13 protein-coding genes are annotated in these 16,274 nt (G+C 36.6%); 1 reads left to right on the plus strand and 12 read right to left on the minus strand.

The genetic code is table 11. The features are described from left to right. Nucleotides 1-15: 15 nt before the first annotated feature. From galU to U9M49_RS10190, 3 genes are all read right to left on the minus strand, one after another. Nucleotides 16-909 carry a UTP--glucose-1-phosphate uridylyltransferase GalU gene (galU, locus tag U9M49_RS10180; protein ID WP_251162159.1) on the minus strand — a complete coding sequence of 298 codons (894 nt, stop codon included), beginning with the start codon at nt 907-909 and terminating at the stop codon, nt 16-18. A 165-nt stretch (nt 910-1,074) separates the two neighbouring features. Beyond that, nucleotides 1,075-2,406: a glycosyltransferase family A protein gene (locus U9M49_RS10185; protein WP_307315898.1), complete on the minus strand. Its 1,332-nt coding sequence runs from the start codon at nt 2,404-2,406 to the stop codon at nt 1,075-1,077. A gap of 12 nt (nt 2,407-2,418) precedes the next feature. After that, the gene (locus U9M49_RS10190; protein WP_307315900.1) at nt 2,419-4,647 is read right to left on the minus strand and encodes a bifunctional glycosyltransferase/CDP-glycerol:glycerophosphate glycerophosphotransferase; all 2,229 of its coding nucleotides are present in this window, start codon (nt 4,645-4,647) and stop codon (nt 2,419-2,421) included. A gap of 464 nt (nt 4,648-5,111) precedes the next feature. Between U9M49_RS10190 and U9M49_RS10195 the strand changes: the two genes are divergently transcribed. Beyond that, nucleotides 5,112-5,591, plus strand: a complete 480-nt coding sequence (locus U9M49_RS10195; protein WP_322909723.1) for a sigma-70 family RNA polymerase sigma factor — start codon at nt 5,112-5,114, stop codon at nt 5,589-5,591. A gap of 23 nt (nt 5,592-5,614) precedes the next feature. On the opposite strand, the gene U9M49_RS10200 is transcribed toward U9M49_RS10195, so the two are convergent. The 9 genes from U9M49_RS10200 to U9M49_RS10240 all read right to left on the minus strand — a co-directional run bounded on the left by U9M49_RS10200 (nt 5,615) and on the right by U9M49_RS10240 (nt 16,270). After that, complete coding sequence (locus U9M49_RS10200) at nt 5,615-6,727, minus strand: capsular polysaccharide biosynthesis protein (RefSeq protein WP_322909724.1); 1,113 nt, start codon at nt 6,725-6,727, stop codon at nt 5,615-5,617. Further along, entirely contained in the window at nt 6,724-8,928 is a 2,205-nt protein-coding gene (locus U9M49_RS10205; protein ID WP_322909725.1) for a hypothetical protein, read from the minus strand. Before U9M49_RS10205 ends, U9M49_RS10200 begins: the two co-directional genes overlap by 4 nt. A gap of 20 nt (nt 8,929-8,948) precedes the next feature. Next, the gene (locus U9M49_RS10210) at nt 8,949-9,368 is read right to left on the minus strand and encodes an HIT family protein (RefSeq protein WP_095371791.1); all 420 of its coding nucleotides are present in this window, start codon (nt 9,366-9,368) and stop codon (nt 8,949-8,951) included. A gap of 12 nt (nt 9,369-9,380) precedes the next feature. Beyond that, nucleotides 9,381-9,902 carry a KdsC family phosphatase gene (locus U9M49_RS10215; RefSeq protein WP_307315913.1) on the minus strand — a complete coding sequence of 174 codons (522 nt, stop codon included), beginning with the start codon at nt 9,900-9,902 and terminating at the stop codon, nt 9,381-9,383. An 11-nt stretch (nt 9,903-9,913) separates the two neighbouring features. Then, nucleotides 9,914-10,897, minus strand: a complete 984-nt coding sequence (locus U9M49_RS10220) for a KpsF/GutQ family sugar-phosphate isomerase (protein ID WP_322909726.1) — start codon at nt 10,895-10,897, stop codon at nt 9,914-9,916. Then, complete coding sequence (gene kdsA / locus U9M49_RS10225) at nt 10,860-11,741, minus strand: 3-deoxy-8-phosphooctulonate synthase (RefSeq protein ID WP_095371788.1); 882 nt, start codon at nt 11,739-11,741, stop codon at nt 10,860-10,862. The genes U9M49_RS10220 and kdsA overlap by 38 nt, the downstream gene beginning before the upstream one ends. Further along, the gene (gene kdsB / locus U9M49_RS10230; RefSeq protein WP_095371787.1) at nt 11,734-12,465 is read right to left on the minus strand and encodes a 3-deoxy-manno-octulosonate cytidylyltransferase; all 732 of its coding nucleotides are present in this window, start codon (nt 12,463-12,465) and stop codon (nt 11,734-11,736) included. The genes kdsA and kdsB overlap by 8 nt, the downstream gene beginning before the upstream one ends. Next, complete coding sequence (locus U9M49_RS10235; protein WP_157733882.1) at nt 12,422-13,792, minus strand: hypothetical protein; 1,371 nt, start codon at nt 13,790-13,792, stop codon at nt 12,422-12,424. Before U9M49_RS10235 ends, kdsB begins: the two co-directional genes overlap by 44 nt. An 858-nt stretch (nt 13,793-14,650) precedes the next feature. Then, nucleotides 14,651-16,270: a gamma-glutamyltransferase family protein gene (locus U9M49_RS10240; RefSeq protein ID WP_095371785.1), complete on the minus strand. Its 1,620-nt coding sequence runs from the start codon at nt 16,268-16,270 to the stop codon at nt 14,651-14,653. Nucleotides 16,271-16,274: the final 4 nt, after the last annotated feature.

The raw sequence follows: 16,274 nt of genomic DNA on the forward strand, positions 1-16,274 counted from the left end.
ATATGCCAATTAAAATTATTTTGAGTATTCTTTATTTTTATTTGATTCTACTATATTTTCTAATATTTTCATAATATCATCTTTTAGTTCCTCATTCTGGAGTGAGAACTCTATAGTAGTTTTAATAAACCCTAATTTTTCTCCTACGTCATATCTTGTTCCCTCAAAATCATAGCAAAATACCGACTTATATTCATTCAATGCTTGAATAGCATCAGTCAATTGAATTTCCCCACCAGCACCAATTTCTTGATTTTCTAGATAACTAAAAATATCTGGAGTTAATATATATCTTCCCATAATCGCTAAATTAGAAGGGGCAGTACCTTTTAAGGGCTTTTCTACAAATTGATTGACCTCATACAATCTTCCATTATTATTGGAAGGATCGATAATACCATAACGATCTGTTTCATCATCATCTACAGTCTGGACACCTACAATTGAAGCTTCAAGTAAATCATATTGATTAATTAATTGCTTAATACACGGCACATCACTTTGTACGATATCATCACCTAATAGCACAGCAAAAGGTTCATCACCTATAAAATTCCTCGCACACCAAATCGCATGCCCAAGCCCTTTCGGTTCTTGCTGTCTTATATAATGAATATTCGCAATTTTAGAGGGGTATCTTACCCTTTCTAAAATATCTAACTTTCCTTTATCTAAGAGGTTCTTCTCTAACTCTGGAGCATAATCAAAATGATCTTCGATTGCTCTCTTTCCTTTACCGGTAACAATAATAATGTCTTCAATACCTGAGGCTACAGCCTCCTCAATTATGTACTGAATAGTCGGCTTATCAACAATAGGGAGCATTTCCTTTGGCATAGCTTTGGTAGCCGGTAAGAACCTTGTTCCTAATCCGGCTGCTGGGATAATAGCTTTTTTTATACTAGACATTGAACGACCCCTTTGCAATGGTTTTAATTTTCTAAAAATAGTATATAGAAGATAATTTACCATGTTTTTCATAATAAATATATCTAAAAAATATTTATAATCACATTTGTCTTTATAAAAAACACCTTAAACTAATAGTTTAAGGTATTTACCCTTATATAATATTTAATTTTCCAATTGCTTACTTATCAATTCTTTTTTTATAGTGCTAATTAATTTTGTTAGCAGGTTCACTTTCCGAGTTGACGTTATTTCCTCATTCTCCTTTACACATAATTCAAACTTAGAAATATACCACGGAATATCTACTATAAATTCAAAACGTTTTTGAGTTGTTGTAATCGCAAATTGTTGTACTACTAATTCTTCACTATTTTTAATAGTGCAAGGGATTAGTTTATTTTTATATTTAACAAACACTTCTCGATTAAATGAAGTACCTTCAATTTGGTAATAAAGATATTTCAGTCGTAATTTCTCAATGATAATTTTCCTAAAAGATGTAAATTTATTGACATCATATTGTTTACCATATTTAACCTTCAATAATACCTTCTTTTCTATTGTATTAAAATTTTGTTTTAAAATATATTTATCTTCTATTTTCCCCAAAAGCAACCGCATAAGGTATATAAACTCTTCCACTTCCGATTCTTCCAATACATCTAACATTTTACTGTAATTTTTTGAGATTAAAAAAAGTCTTAAGTGATAAATTATTAAATAACTCACATAAGGAAAGGAATTATTATCCATTTCAATTGATAACTTTAATAATGGCATATATGATTTTTTTAGAAGAGGGATGTACCTATCCCTCTTCTCCCAATTTATATCAACCAAAGAATTTTGTTCTTCTCTTTTCCTATAAAAATAAATACTGTTTTTTATAAGACCATATTTTTCAACAGACAGTATAAATTGATTTACAAAAAAAGCATCCTCAAAAAAACTAATATCAGATCTAAACGTCAATCCCAGATCATTCAGAACCCTCGCCTGAAGAATTGTCCCACCAATATAAAAATGTGGACTACTATATTCTCTAGTTATATCTATAACCCTATCATTTTTACTACTGAATCTATAATTTAATTTATGTTCTCCTTGTACTCTTCCAAAATACACAATAGGTGAAACAGCAATATTAACTGTAGGATTGGCGGTAAAGAACAAAAAGGCATTGTTCAAATAATCCAAACTCAACTTATCATCCGCATCAAGAAAAACTACATAATCCGTTGAAATAGGAACGCAGGACAAACCAATATTTCTAGCAACTGAAGGTCCACTGTTATTTATTTTTCTATATATTATGGTTTCTGGTAACTTTTCTAAGTATGCATGACATATTTTTTCACTATTATCCGTACTACCATCATTTATAAGAATTATGCTTATATCATTTAAAGGGTAATCTTGATTTATTACACTCTCGATAGTTGTACTTAGATACTTCCCAGAGTTATAAATAGGTATAATTACTGAGAATTTCATCATATTTCCTTTCTATTCCTTACTATTCATTAACTTTTGTATAAAGTTTTCTAACATTAAGTTGGAGTTTTCCGTATATATATTTGCTAAAACTGATTTAACTTTCTCATAAGTCACATTCGGATATTCTAAATTTAAGATAGTTATTTTATTCGCTAGTGTTTCAACATCTGTGGAATTAAATTCCAATAATTGCTCGTTAATATCTGAGTAAACTCCTCTTGCCTTTTCATACTGCTCAAAATCATTTATATATAATAAGAATTTCTTATTAATTGCTAGACCATCAAATATAATTGAAGAATAGTCACTTATTATTATGTCAGAAATCAATATAAGTTCTTGAACGTCAATACTTGAAGATGGATTAATAACCTGACTATTTACTTCCTTACTTCCCAAACTCATACTATGATCTTTATCAATTACTACGTAATCATCGTTTAGTTTTTCTAAAAGATTATTTAAATCCAATTTATACTTATTATCAGGTCTATGGGATTTAAAATTATAATCTCTCCATGTTGGAACATATAAAATAACCTTTTTCCCAATTGGTATATTCAAACCTTTTTTAATTGATTCAATTAGTTCTGTGTTTTCTTGATTTGATTTTAGCCATTGAACGCGAGGGTAACCAAAGTTTAATATTTTCTCTTTCGGAATAACAAAGGCAGATATAAACTTTTCAGATGCTTTAGGGGAATCAGATAGTAGAAAATCCCACCTCATAATATCTCTTTGTTTCTGCTTTTTATGGTTCCTGTTATATTTTGATATATACATTTCATGACTATCAAATAATAATTTTTTATAGGGTGTCCCATGCCACATCTGAAGCCAGTATGCACCTTGTCTTTTTTTAAAATCTAGAGGTAACCAACTTTCTCCAATTACAATCTTTGAGGTTGCTAATTTTTCATAGAATTTCATTGACCTAGGAGTAATTCTGAATTCAGAAGGAACCCTATTGTCTTTTGTAACGAAATGAATCTCAAATTGAGATTTCCTTTCCTGTAAGTATTCAAAAAAGTATCTTGAGTTGCCTATATATCTATAATCAAAGCCCAAAAACAATATAGAATTCTCTTTAATCGCTCTATTATTAAACGACTCAATTTTTTTAAGCTTTTGATGTTTTTTCTTGTTTTTATAATAATTAGTATTTCGAATAAAATCAGTCAGCTTATTATATTTAATCTTATTTTTATATTTTTTTGCAATTTTAAAAATAGGTACTAATTTCCCTTTAGACTGTAGCCAATCCACAAATAAAATTCTATTAACCTTACTTCGCTGAACATACCTTCTTCGGAATAATAAATGGTTTAAAGGTATAATATTTAAGGGGACATAGTAATGTTTGTTTTTCGTATTTAAAATGGAGATAACTTTTTTTAAAGTCTTTCTTTTATAACCAATCGGAGCCCTCTTTTTAGCATAGTAAATAGATTTTTGTATTAAATGTTTATACACCTGATAATATGAACTTTTCCCTCTTGGATTAAACAACTTTATACTATTTTCAACTGCTTTTAAATACGAAGTTATATGGTCTGTCCCCATAGTATTAGTTTTTGTAGTCGAATGTTCATTTACACGTACCCAATACAAAGGATTAGAGATTATTGCAATCGCATTGGCTTTTTGTGCAACATCAAGGTAAAATTCAAAATCTTCATAAATATACCCCTCTCCATACCTTATATTATTATTTATCAAAAACTCTTTTAAATATAATTTATTAACACTAAAATAAGTTGGTGCCTCATATAATTGTTCACAATCAATGTTATATAATGCTTGTTTATTTAAGAAAAGATCATTATTAACATATACAAGTCCTTTATCCTCATAATAATAAGCCCAATCACATAAAACAAAATCATAAGAACCCTCAATTGCTTTATCAAACATTTTCTCAAAACAACTAGAGTCTAAAATATCATCCCCATCTAAAAAGAATATATATTTCCCGTTCGACTCCTCAATACCTCTATTACGAGCAGTACCTTGTCTCATGTTTTTTTCTTGATAGATAGTTTTAATACTAAAACTTTTTGCATCATTAACTCTTTTAAACTCCTCAATAAGTTCATGAGTTTTATCAGTTGAACAATCGTCTATAATTATTACTTCAACACTACCCTTGAAACTCTGCTTCTTTACAGAATTTAAAGCTTCATCTATATAAAGCTCTACATTATATGTAGGTATAATTACGGATATATCAAATTCCATCTTGTTTCCCCTCTCAAAGCTAGTTAAAAGAACTTATATAATATAAAACATTGTAAAGTAAATTCCAATATTATAAAAGAGTAGATAAAATAACATTTTCCTATTTTAGAATAAATACTTTGTCAAATCACAGAACACCAAAACTATTATATCAGTAAAATAGGACCACACAATACCACTATTATCCTTCTTCATTGAAAATATCATATTATAAATGGTTATATCAGGAAGATTTCACTAGATCGACCAGTAAAACAAGTATTAAAATTACTTATTTGTATTTAGTAATTAAACAGTGCAAAATATCTAATTTTTAGTTAATTTTTTTGTTTTTCTTAGAAATACATAACTTTTCCCGGCAATAAATATAGTTTTTTTATTTTGTCAATGTTCTATGTAATTCATTAAACTACCCCTACCTAGGAAAAAACCGGTAAGCGCGCTTCCTTTAAGGATGAGAGAGAGTGCAGGAGTTTGAGGTTGTGCTTAAGTCGTATGAGCCAATGATTTTTAAGATTATGAGGAGTTTGGGGATTTATCGGGAGAAAGAGGAATATTATCAGGTGGGTGTGATTGCTTTGTGGGAGGCTTGGGAGCGATATGATGAAGGGTTGGGAAAGCCTTTTATTAGTTATGCTTATGCTTGTGTGAGGGGGAAATTGTTGAATGAGTTGAAGCGGTCGATTAACTACGCAGAGCGGTGGGTAGTGACTGAGGAAGAGTTTTGGTTATTGGTGGCTGGTGATGAAACGAGTGATGATTCTTCTGTTGAGTTTGAGTTTTTACGGGTTTGTCGAGGATGTTTGACGGAGAAGCAGTTTAAGTGGGTATGGTATACACTCATGTATGATCACTCGATTCGAGAGATTGCCATTAAAGAGGGGGTGTCTATTTCTGCTGTGAAGCAGTGGCGGGAAGGAGCACGGAGATCCTTAAGGAAGTAGATGGGGCGAGAAGGAACGCGCCATTAAGTGTGAACGGGAGCATTCCTCTCTTCATTAATTAATTGGATTGTCTCTTCAAGAGTGATAGGTTCTTTGGTATTTGGGTTCATATATTTGGGATAAAGTAAATAGGCGGCAGCGAATACTTCTACAAGTGTGCGTTGCCTTCTTCTTCTGGCTACCATTTGACGATCATCTGTTAAGCCCCAGTTGGAGTAAAAAGGGGCTCCGACTGTTGTAACGGGAATGCCTCGCATGAGTGCTTCGAAACCGGATAAAGAAGTAATAGTATAAACATGGTCAACGGTTTTTAGTGAATCATGCAAGCTAATTGGTTCGCTGACAATCTGTGCTAGATGTGTGACGTCTTTTGGATTGGATTGCAGCGGTCTTTTACCAGATAATACGTCAGGATGCGGCTTATATATAATTTGTGCATGAGGATTTTCCTCCCGAGCTAAGCGGACCAAGTCATTGTTTGTCCAACGTGTAGCTGCTCCCATCAAAATCGAAGCGTCATCTTCTACTTGTCCAATGACTAGTATCCGCTTGTTCGCTTTCCTGCCGTAGACTACATTCACATCTTTTGTTGAAAGATGGTTATATTTACTTAAGCCGTTTTCTTTTATTTCTTCTATGATGCGCGCTGCCCGATCTAAGATATCTTGGTCAAAATGATGATGATTCAGTAAGTGCTCTAAGTCACTTGGTTGTGTACTATCATAATAAATACCTGTCTTGTCTATGCATAAGGAGTATGGCAATGTATGCAGCGCCCCTAAACCAACAGAGCGGACAAAGCCATCCTCCACACGATATATGGGAACTTGATAGGCTTCAGCTATATCTTCTAGCTGTACATTTTGTTTAGATCCCCATATTAAAAACACTTTTTCCCTGTTTACACGGAGCAACCTGTGTAAAAAAACAGTAGTAAAAGTATGGGGGATAAAAATAATCTCATATTCACGAAAAAATTCCTTCACACACTCTTGTTTCCAATGGGAAAAGTAAAATGCTAGCGCAATCGGTTTTGTTCCACTATTCCTTTTCACTTGGCGAACACTTTGTGAATATTTTCGTAGCTCTTTTACTTTCCTAACACCTTTCTTTGCTAATACTCTCCATTTTTTCACTGTAGGACACCTTCTACGATGTAGGATTTGAGCATATCCTTGTCTTCACTGTTGCCTGAGTATAGAATTTGTTCCTCGGCTATTTTTTCTCCTGTTTGTTGAACGATCCAGAAGAGTAATAATTCACGATCGCTTGGTTTTCTGCCAAGTTGATTGACTAACTCACGATACAAACCTTGTGGGTAAGACTCTAGCTTCACACCTCGTTCTATCAATGTACGCATATAATCTGAGCCATGGGGATAGCGATGAATAAGGCCCGGCTCATTACATAATAATAATTCCACCTGTGATAAGTTGACCTGCTCATGCAATTCGGGATGAATGGCACTAAATATAACGAATGAACGGTTCCGATCAACCAATGGAAAGGTTGGTTTTGTGACAAAGATGAGGGTATCAAATTTTTGGCAGAAATGATGCAGTGCCTCTTGTGATGTCGCTTCTAGTACAATACCTATCTTTTTTTGAGTGGTCAGCAGTTGTTGAAACTGACCTTCTGATTGGATCAATTGATTGACAACCACTTTTTCACTATAAGTAGAGGCGTTTAGTTGATCAAAATCAAAATTGACTGCCAAAGAAAGATAAGGTACCTCTATTGGTTCTATTTGCTTCTCCCGTAAAAGCCGTTTCGCCTTATAGGGATGACCGCAATGATTAAGGATAGCTGCAAACTGCATAATATCTTCTTTAGAAAAATCTACATCCAACATTTTTAATGTCTCTTCTGTTGCTTGTAATAACCTATCTGATGGGCCTTCAATTTTCCATAGTAATCTAATTAAAGCAAGCATTTGTCGCTTAGATTTTTTTTCTACTTTTAATAAGGAGGAAAGTGCTGCTTGATAATGCCCAAGACCGGCATAAGCAATGCCCTTTTCACAATATAGAGAGTCAGGTAAGCTGTTCTGTCGCTGCTTTTCTTCTATTAGCCGCAAGGATTTTTCGTATTGTCTCGCATCATTTAGGAGTTCAATATACACTTGCTCTCTTCCAGGTTGATAAACTAAATTTAATGCTTGTTTATATAATTGTTCAGCTTCAGAAAAGGCAAGTGCTTGTCTTTTCTTATCACCCTCTAGCTCCATATTTTCTGCACGTTGTCTAATTAAGATTTTCATTGCTTCTTCTAGTTGAATATGTTCACCGGTATCTGGGTTCATATACCGCGGATACACAAGATAGCTGATTGCAAATAACTCGTCAATCGTACGTTTCCGTTGCCTTCTAGCGTTGGGCTGCCTATCTGTTGTTAGGCCCCATCCTGCATAAAATGGCGATCCGTAACAGGTAACTGGTATACCGCGAATAAGGGCCTCGAAGCCAACGAGAGAAGTCATCGTGTATACATGATCAATCGTCTGGAGTGCATCAACGATACCAAGCGATTCAGTTACAACTTTCGCCACATCGGTCACATCCATTGGATTAGAAAATGCTTTACGATATCCGCCGAGAACATCAGGATGGGGCTTATAAATGATTTCACATTCTGGATGCTCTTTTGCAGCTGCACGAACGAGATCATTATTGGTCATTTTCGCTTCTAGTCCATATTGGATCGATGCGTCATCTTCTACTTGCCCTATGACTAAAATTCTCTTTGACTTTTTCTCACCATAAATCTTATTGATATCAGTTTGCGCCGTATGGTTATATTTTGATACGCCCTGCTGAATAAGCTGTAGCCGACATTCTCTTGCACGCTGCAACATTTCTGCCGATACTTCGTAAGTATTTAATAATTCTTCTAAATCTGATGGCTGCCGAGCATTGAAATAAAGGGTCTTCGAATCAACAGCGATGGATAGAGGAAACGTATGGGCTGCACCTAAGCCTACTGAGCGGACAAAACCATCTTCCACACGAAGGACTTTAATACCTTTCTTAGCTGCATAAGCTGTTAGTCCTTCAGGTTCTTTGAATCCCCAGACGATAAACACTACCTGAGAAGCCTTATTGATGAAAGGTTGCAATCTTTTTAAATCCCCTTGACCAAAAACAAACGCGGTGCGATATTCTGAGAAAAATTTGCTGCTATGTTCCCTTTTCCAAGGATTAAAGCCAAACATAAAGGCGACAGGCACTGCCTCACTTTTGCTCCAATTCTCTCCCATTTCAATAAATGGCTTTTGTTCGTTCCCTTTTTTCAGTGAAAGTTGTTTTAAACCTTTTTTTATTGTTTTTTTCCAACCCATACGTACAATACCTCCTTCCTTTATACTTGTACGAAATGTGTTTTCAGCCCTTTGACCCAATCCATTTCCTTTAGGGATACGGATGGGGCTCCTCCAATGACTTCAGAAATAAATGGCAGCCCCCGCTTAGCACTACCTTTTAGTCGTGGGATAAGATGAAAATGAAGATGCCGTACAAGCTCATTCATTGAAGTCATATATAAACGTTCACTGCCAATTACTTCTTTCAATGCGATCTCAACCACTTTGACGATATGAAAAAAATCATGCTGTTCTGCCTCGTTTAAATCGTGCCAATGTTCAATATGTCTCTTCGTTTCCAAGTGTAAATAGCCTAATGCAGTTCTTGATTCAACCGCAACAAGCATCCACCGATCATTACTGTAAATTACTTCACGCTTATGAGTGAACTGTTTTTCACAAATTGCACAGCTATTCAAGAGAAACACTCCTTACTGTCTGACCGCCTGTTGGTTAAGAAAATCCTTTACAAGTGCCGTGTAATCAAAACTTTGACGAAGAATGGATTCTATAATCTCCCGCACTGCGCCATTACCGCCCATCCGTTCCGCAACGATTTCCGCTTCTTGCTTCACTTCCTCAATCGCGTTTGCTGGACATGCAGCTAACCCGACCATATTCATTGCTTCTATATCATTGAGATCATCACCGATATAACACATTTGATTCACATCAATATCTATTTCTCCCGCTAATTGTAAAAGGGCGGATACTTTATCTTTCACACCTTGCTGCACATAGTTGATGTTCAGTTCCGCTGCTCGTTTCTCAACTGCCGCAGATCGTCTGCCTGTAATAATCGCAACCTCTATCCCAACAAACTTCGCTAGGCTAATTCCCATGCCATCATGTACATGAAATGCCTTTACTTCTTCACCACTGCTTGATAACAAGAGTTTGCCATCGGTTAACACACCATCAACATCTAACACGATTAAGCGAATATTCTTCATCAGTGTGCCTCCTACAACCCAAGATGCATAAGGTCATGAATATGAATCATACCAGTGGGCTCATGTTTTTCATTGACTATCGGCAGCACATTTACTTTATGCTGCTCCATTAATGTCTTCGCTTCAGAAGCAAGGTGATTTTCTGATAGGAAATATGGTTGTGGATTACAATATTGAAGGACTTGTTCTTCAAGTATTGTATTTGTCACCGCAAATGCTCTTCGAATATCACCATCTGTTAAAATCCCGAATAATTCATTTTTCTCTGTGACTACACTAATCGCGCCCATTCCTTGTAAAGTCATAGAGAATAGTGCTTCTTGAACGGTTGCATGTGTTGCAATAATCGGGTTTTTGCGGGTATTAGCGACCACATCAGCTGTTTTAAGTAATAATCTTCTACCTAATGAGCCTGCCGGATGAAAGACTGCAAAATCTTCTGGCTGAAAGTTTCTTGCTTCTAGTAAGGCAATGGCTAAGGCGTCTCCTAAAGCTAAAGTAACCGTCGTGCTTGTTGTAGGAGCTAAACCATGTGGGCAGGCTTCTACTACATTACCTATACAAAGGACGATCTCTGACTTTCTAGCCAATGTTGATAATGGGTTTTTCACAATACTAATCATTTTTGCACCGATTCTTTTTATGGACGGGATGAGCTGTAATACTTCTTCCGATTCCCCACTATTTGATATCGCTATCACTACATCCTTTGCCGTAACCATCCCTAAATCTCCATGCAACCCTTCCGATGGATGAAGGAAAATAGAAGGTGTACCTGTACTCGCCATAGTAGCATTGATTTTTCTGGCAATTATGCCTGATTTGCCTATGCCTGTAATAACCACTCTTCCTTCACATTGGAGAATCATGGCAATCGCTTCATTGATATGTGGACCGACTTGATCTTTTAACTGCATAATAGCTGTTGCTTCTTTTTCCAAGACAGAAATTACGTGATTAGTATAATCCAGCTGGTTCGTTTTCATATTCAGCATGCTCATTCCCTCCTGCATAGGATGACGCTTTTAATAAACAATCCATAGCTACAATCGGTTTTAATATTTGTTCTACATCACTTAATTTCACCATATTCGGTCCATCAGATAACGCTTTTTCAGGGTTAGGGTGAACCTCCATAAAAATAGCGTCGACACCAACTGCTGCTGCGGCACGAGATAAGTAAGGAACAAATTCACGCTTCCCTCCTGTACTTGTACCATTGCCTCCTGGGATTTGCACACTATGTGTGGCATCAAATACAACTGGTGCCATTTCTCTCATCATTGGTAATGAACGCATATCCACAACTAAATTGTTATAGCCAAATGTTGAGCCTCTTTCTGTAAGTAATATTCGGTCATTGCCTGCTTCCTTTAACTTTGTCACAACATTGTTCATGTCAGTAGGAGAGAGGAATTGACCTTTTTTTACATTGATAACTTTTCCTGTTTTCGCTGCAGCAGTAAGCAGGTCTGTTTGTCTACAAAGAAAGGCTGGGATTTGGATAATATCCAGTACTTGACTAGCTAAAGCCGCTTGGCTAGGCTCATGAATATCTGATAACACAGGAATGCGAAAGGCATCCTTCACATTTGCTAACATGTTTAATCCCGCTTGAAGTCCAGGCCCTCTTTCGGAAAAAATAGAAGATCGATTCGCTTTATCAAATGACCCTTTGAAGATAAATGGAATGCCTAAATGAGAGGTAATTTCTTTTAATCTTGCCGCTGTCTCCATCACTACTTCTTTGCTTTCTAACATACATGGTCCGGCAATTAATACAAAAGGACGCTCACCGCCAAATACGATTTCATCATTTAATCTGACTGTTTTAGACATACTGTTTTCCCCCTAGAATCTCTTCTATTTTTTGAATATCTTCCTTTGTGTCTACACCGTGGAACGGGTCATCTGTTGCAATCATTTTAATCAGGATATTATTTTCTATCAGTCTTAGTTGCTCAAGCATTTCTGCTTGTTCAAGCGGTGTTTGTGGGAGCATAACGAATCTCATTAATATTTCACGTGGATAACCATAGACACCAATATGTTTAAAATAATCGGTTTTCTCGCCTCTTTGAAAAGGAATCGGTGCTCTCGAAAAGTAGAGTGCCTCATTTTGCTCATTTGTAACGACTTTTACCACATTTGGGTCCGTGATATCTTCAGGGCGATTAATTTTTTTCATAGCGGTGATTACAGCCCTATTTTGCTGTTTTCGAGAGGTACGAACCATCTCATTAATTAGTGTAGGCTGGATGAGGGGCTCATCTCCTTGAATATTAATGAAAAAGTCACCTTCTATATTGGATGCTACTTCAGCCATACGGTCAGAGCCCGTTTCATGGGCGGCGCTTGTTAATATCGCCTCACCCCCGATTGATTCTACTACTCTCTTAATTTCTTCATGATCAGTAGCGACAATGACGCGTTCTAATTCTTCCGATTGGCACACTTGGCGATATACCCGTTCAATCATTGGTACACCAGCAATAAGTGCAAGTGGTTTACCTGGGAATCTAGTCGATGCGTACCTTGCGGGAATGATTCCAATCGCTTTCATCCAATACACCTCTCTCATAATCTTCTAATCTATTCGCTAAATTCTTTGCTGTTTGTTTATTAGGTCGATTGAGCACACCTTCCGTTTGGTAATGAAATCGTAAATAATAGAGAAATTTTTCAATTTTATCTATAGATAAAGGCGTCGATAATGACTTTTGCAAACTTTGATATAAAAGATCTGGATGCGGACATCTTTCCACTAGTGGGTCAATATTGTATAAGGCATCTCCTAATGTAATCACCTTTTTGTAATGAGCAAGCGCTTCTATTCCGACTGTTGAATTGACCGTCACCACAGCTAAGCTAGCCTTCAAAAGCTTGTCCATCCTATATTTTTGCACAAATTGTACATTTGTATATTTGTTCTTTAATGATTGATAGTTTTGTCTTGATAAGTCTTCAGGATGTTCCTTTACAATGACTTTGATTTGCCTGTGATACGTCTGGTTATATTGTTCCACCGCTTTTAAAGTAATTTCTAGTAATTGCTCCATTGATTGAATATGTGGTGAATGATAAAAAATTTGCGTATCACGAGACACTTGAAACGGGAGAAAGATATATTCACCCCGCAAGTCAACCTCATCTTCCTTTCTTCGGCTATACCATTTCTTATGAACGAAATATTTGAGTCCTTGCCAGAAATTAATATGAGCAAAATAGTTTGGGTGGATACGCAAAAGTGACCCTGCCATTGATAATAGTTTTGCTGAAGCAACCTTCACTAGATTTTCCCTTTTTAGTTGCTTCAGTGATTCTTCCTCCGGGCGAAACATAAATTTCATCAGACGCGGACGGTCGACCTCCATATCCTGATAGAAGGAGAAGTCTCTCGGGACGCTTGAACAGGCATTAATCCCATTCGGGTCACACGTAATCGTATACGGCCTGAACAACCCATCTTCAAAGAAATACGTCCGCAAACCCTTCTTCTTTGCTAAATAACGGCATATTTGGTCAATCCAGTGATAGCCATTAAACAAGCAAATTACTTCTATGTTGTACTTATCAAGCAGGTGATCTAGTGCTGCCATGTACCGCTTATACATCCTAAGCTCACTTAGCGGAATTTCCTTTTGCAGTACCCTTTTTGTAAAAGTAATATTATATATCTGTAGATCCATTAACTCCTTGTCACTAATCGGGTATTCCTCTTTCGCCACATGATTAGGTAAAAAAACGGTCGGAATGGTCGTTTTCATTAGTAACTCATTTAATTCAAGCTGGATTAAATGAACTTGATGACCTTTTCGCTCCAACTCAGCCCCAATATCATGAAAAAGCCTCTTATTGCGGTTGCCTCGAATAAACATGAAATGAGCCATTAGCATCCTCCAAATTCATCGGCTGTATTTAACGCTTTATTTGCCTAGAGTGTATCATGACAATCGCCGAAAAATGATGGATTTACCGATTATTTACAAACCATTTAATAGATATTTACATTTGTTAGAAAATTTTCATAATAGTTAATGGAGGGTTTACAATTTAGGGGAAGTCTTTTCAATAGAGGAGCTAGCTTTAGATTTTCTTTTACAATAATCTCCGCTTCGATGATACGTTATTGAATACTTAGTTTAGTTAAACAAATTGTTTTAAGTGTAAACCTCAAACTAATGGTGTAGATTTTGATATTTCCTACTCTAAGAAAGCAATCATTCTTGGTGTATATTCTATAGATAAACACAAACTTCATCTGTGTTTTTTGTAACTTGTGTAGTTAGGAAGAATGTACTCCTTCTTATAGTTGTAATCTCGATTCGCTCACACCACTCGCCGGTTTTTTCTCTTCTTATGTTCGTATTCCCAGTTTGCCAACACCACTTGCCGATTGTTCCTCTTCTTATGTTCGTATTTTCGGTTTCCTAACACTTCTATGGATTTTCACACTTCATGTATCTGAATATTATTTTTTCCCCTTCTTCGTTACTTCTAAGTGTAATCAACTTGCACACAATTCTTTGCTACGTTCTTGGATTTCCCCCACACCATCTACTTCCCTTAAATCTGATTGACCTACTATTAAACATCCTTCCAATTTAGCAACCCCCTCTCCTCATAAAGTTAATAGCACTCACACAGTTTTACTCATGCAACTATTTTCACCCGAAACCCTTCAGATATCGGAGTCATTCAGCAAAAAAAGGCATTCAATCAAACGTTTGATTGAATGCCTTTTTCATTTATTCAGCTTTCTTCCATTCTCCTATTCTACGAGGATCTGCAGCTCCATCTAATGTACGGTCATTTAGTTGTAGGGATAAGGCATTGACACTGCCGAAGTAAGTGGCGTTGTCATTGATTTTCACTTTATAGCCTTTACTTTGTAGTTCGTTATAGGTTTCCCGTTTGAAGCCTGGTTCAATTTCAATTTTATCGTCTTCTAAATAGAAGCGTGGTCGCTCCACAGCTTGTTGTAAACTATAACCATACACAAGATGATAGAGAATGGATTCGGTGACCACTGCAGGAATTCTTCTTCCTCCAGGTGAGCCTATGCCGATAACTTCTTTATCATTTGCTAGAATCGTTGGCGAGATAAAGCTTCTTGGCCGTTTACCTGGTTCAAACACATTCGGACTTTTTTCATTTTCACTGTAATTCGTGAGTGCGTTATTCAGGAAGAACCCTTCCTCCATATACTCTCCTGTTCCAAAGAAGTTCCCTAATGAATTCGTTGTTGATACCATCATACCGTTATCATCTACGACAACAAAATGAGTGGTATGCCCATAATCTTTACGCTCTGCCTCTGAATCATTTAATCGGGCACTTTTGAAAATATCCTTATGCTCCTCCACCAACTCATCAGTAAACTCTTTACTCATTGATTTTTCCAAATCAAGATCGGTATAATCCATATCCCCTATTTGTGATAATCTCTGCTCGTAGGCAATTTTACTAATTTCTCCGAAAGAGGCGACAAATGAAGGTTCATCTTCCCATTCTTGTTCTTCTAATACTTTCTCTGCCATCTGCAATGATTGAATGACGGTCAGCCCTGAGTATGGGGGGGCAGATGAAAAAACATCATAGCCCATAAACTCTCCCTGCACTGCTTTCATTTTTTGTGAAGTATACTTACTAAAATCACTGCGGTCAAAAGAGTCATGTTGCTCAGCGAATGATTCTGCCATCTCACCTCGGTAAAATGCTGCCGCACCGCCATCACGGATGTTTTTAAGCGTCTGAGCAAGAGCTGGTTGTACGAGACGATCACCTGGTTCTATCGGCTCCCCATCAATAATAAAAGGTGAATCTTCATCCTCGTCTATCCGATTTTTTAGCGCTACCTTAAAGCGATACGATAAATCCTCATCTACCTCGAAGCCGTCTGCAGCTAGTGGGATCACTTTATCCATAATCTTCTTAAACGACATACTTCCTTCAGCCTCATGAATATCTTCCATTCCCTTTACAAATCCAGGAATGCCTGAATCTGATTCTACTTCCTCCGAAGAGAGCGGAGCCATTTCTCTATATTGCTGAACGAATGGCTTTGCGCCTTCTTGATATACAAGTGTCTCCCCGCCACCGCCAAGGCCAGAGCCATATGGTTCGACAACGGCTAATGCATAAGACACAGCAACAGCTGCATCAACTGCATTACCCCCTTCGTTTAATACTTCCATTCCTACCTTTACAGCTAACGGGTGGCTTGCACTTACCCCATATTCACCGCTCTCTGTTCCTATCATCGGGAGGCTCACCTCTTCTTCACCCTTTCCATCAAATACCCGCAGAAGAACAATCACAATGAGAATAACGACCAGCAATCCTAGCAGTATAAGTTTTTTCTTCATTGTT

It is taken from the genome of Cytobacillus sp. OWB-43 (assembly GCF_034651445.1).
Taxonomy (GTDB): Bacteria; Bacillota; Bacilli; order Bacillales; family Cytobacillaceae; genus Cytobacillus; species Cytobacillus kochii.

Bases quoted from the DNA above. Each gene is read 5' to 3' on its own strand.
- U9M49_RS10205 (WP_322909725.1), bottom strand. From the start codon at position 8,928: ATGGGTTGGAAAAAAACAATAAAAAAAGGTTTAAAACAACTTTCACTG.
- U9M49_RS10220 (WP_322909726.1), bottom strand. From the start codon at position 10,897: ATGCTGAATATGAAAACGAACCAGCTGGATTATACTAATCACGTAATT.
- U9M49_RS10215 (WP_307315913.1), bottom strand. From the start codon at position 9,902: ATGAAGAATATTCGCTTAATCGTGTTAGATGTTGATGGTGTGTTAACC.
- U9M49_RS10235 (WP_157733882.1), bottom strand. From the start codon at position 13,792: ATGGCTCATTTCATGTTTATTCGAGGCAACCGCAATAAGAGGCTTTTT.
- kdsA (WP_095371788.1), bottom strand. From the start codon at position 11,741: ATGTCTAAAACAGTCAGATTAAATGATGAAATCGTATTTGGCGGTGAG.
- U9M49_RS10190 (WP_307315900.1), bottom strand. From the start codon at position 4,647: ATGGAATTTGATATATCCGTAATTATACCTACATATAATGTAGAGCTT.
- U9M49_RS10240 (WP_095371785.1), bottom strand. From the start codon at position 16,270: ATGAAGAAAAAACTTATACTGCTAGGATTGCTGGTCGTTATTCTCATT.
- kdsB (WP_095371787.1), bottom strand. From the start codon at position 12,465: ATGAAAGCGATTGGAATCATTCCCGCAAGGTACGCATCGACTAGATTC.
- U9M49_RS10185 (WP_307315898.1), bottom strand. From the start codon at position 2,406: ATGAAATTCTCAGTAATTATACCTATTTATAACTCTGGGAAGTATCTA.
- galU (WP_251162159.1), bottom strand. From the start codon at position 909: ATGTCTAGTATAAAAAAAGCTATTATCCCAGCAGCCGGATTAGGAACA.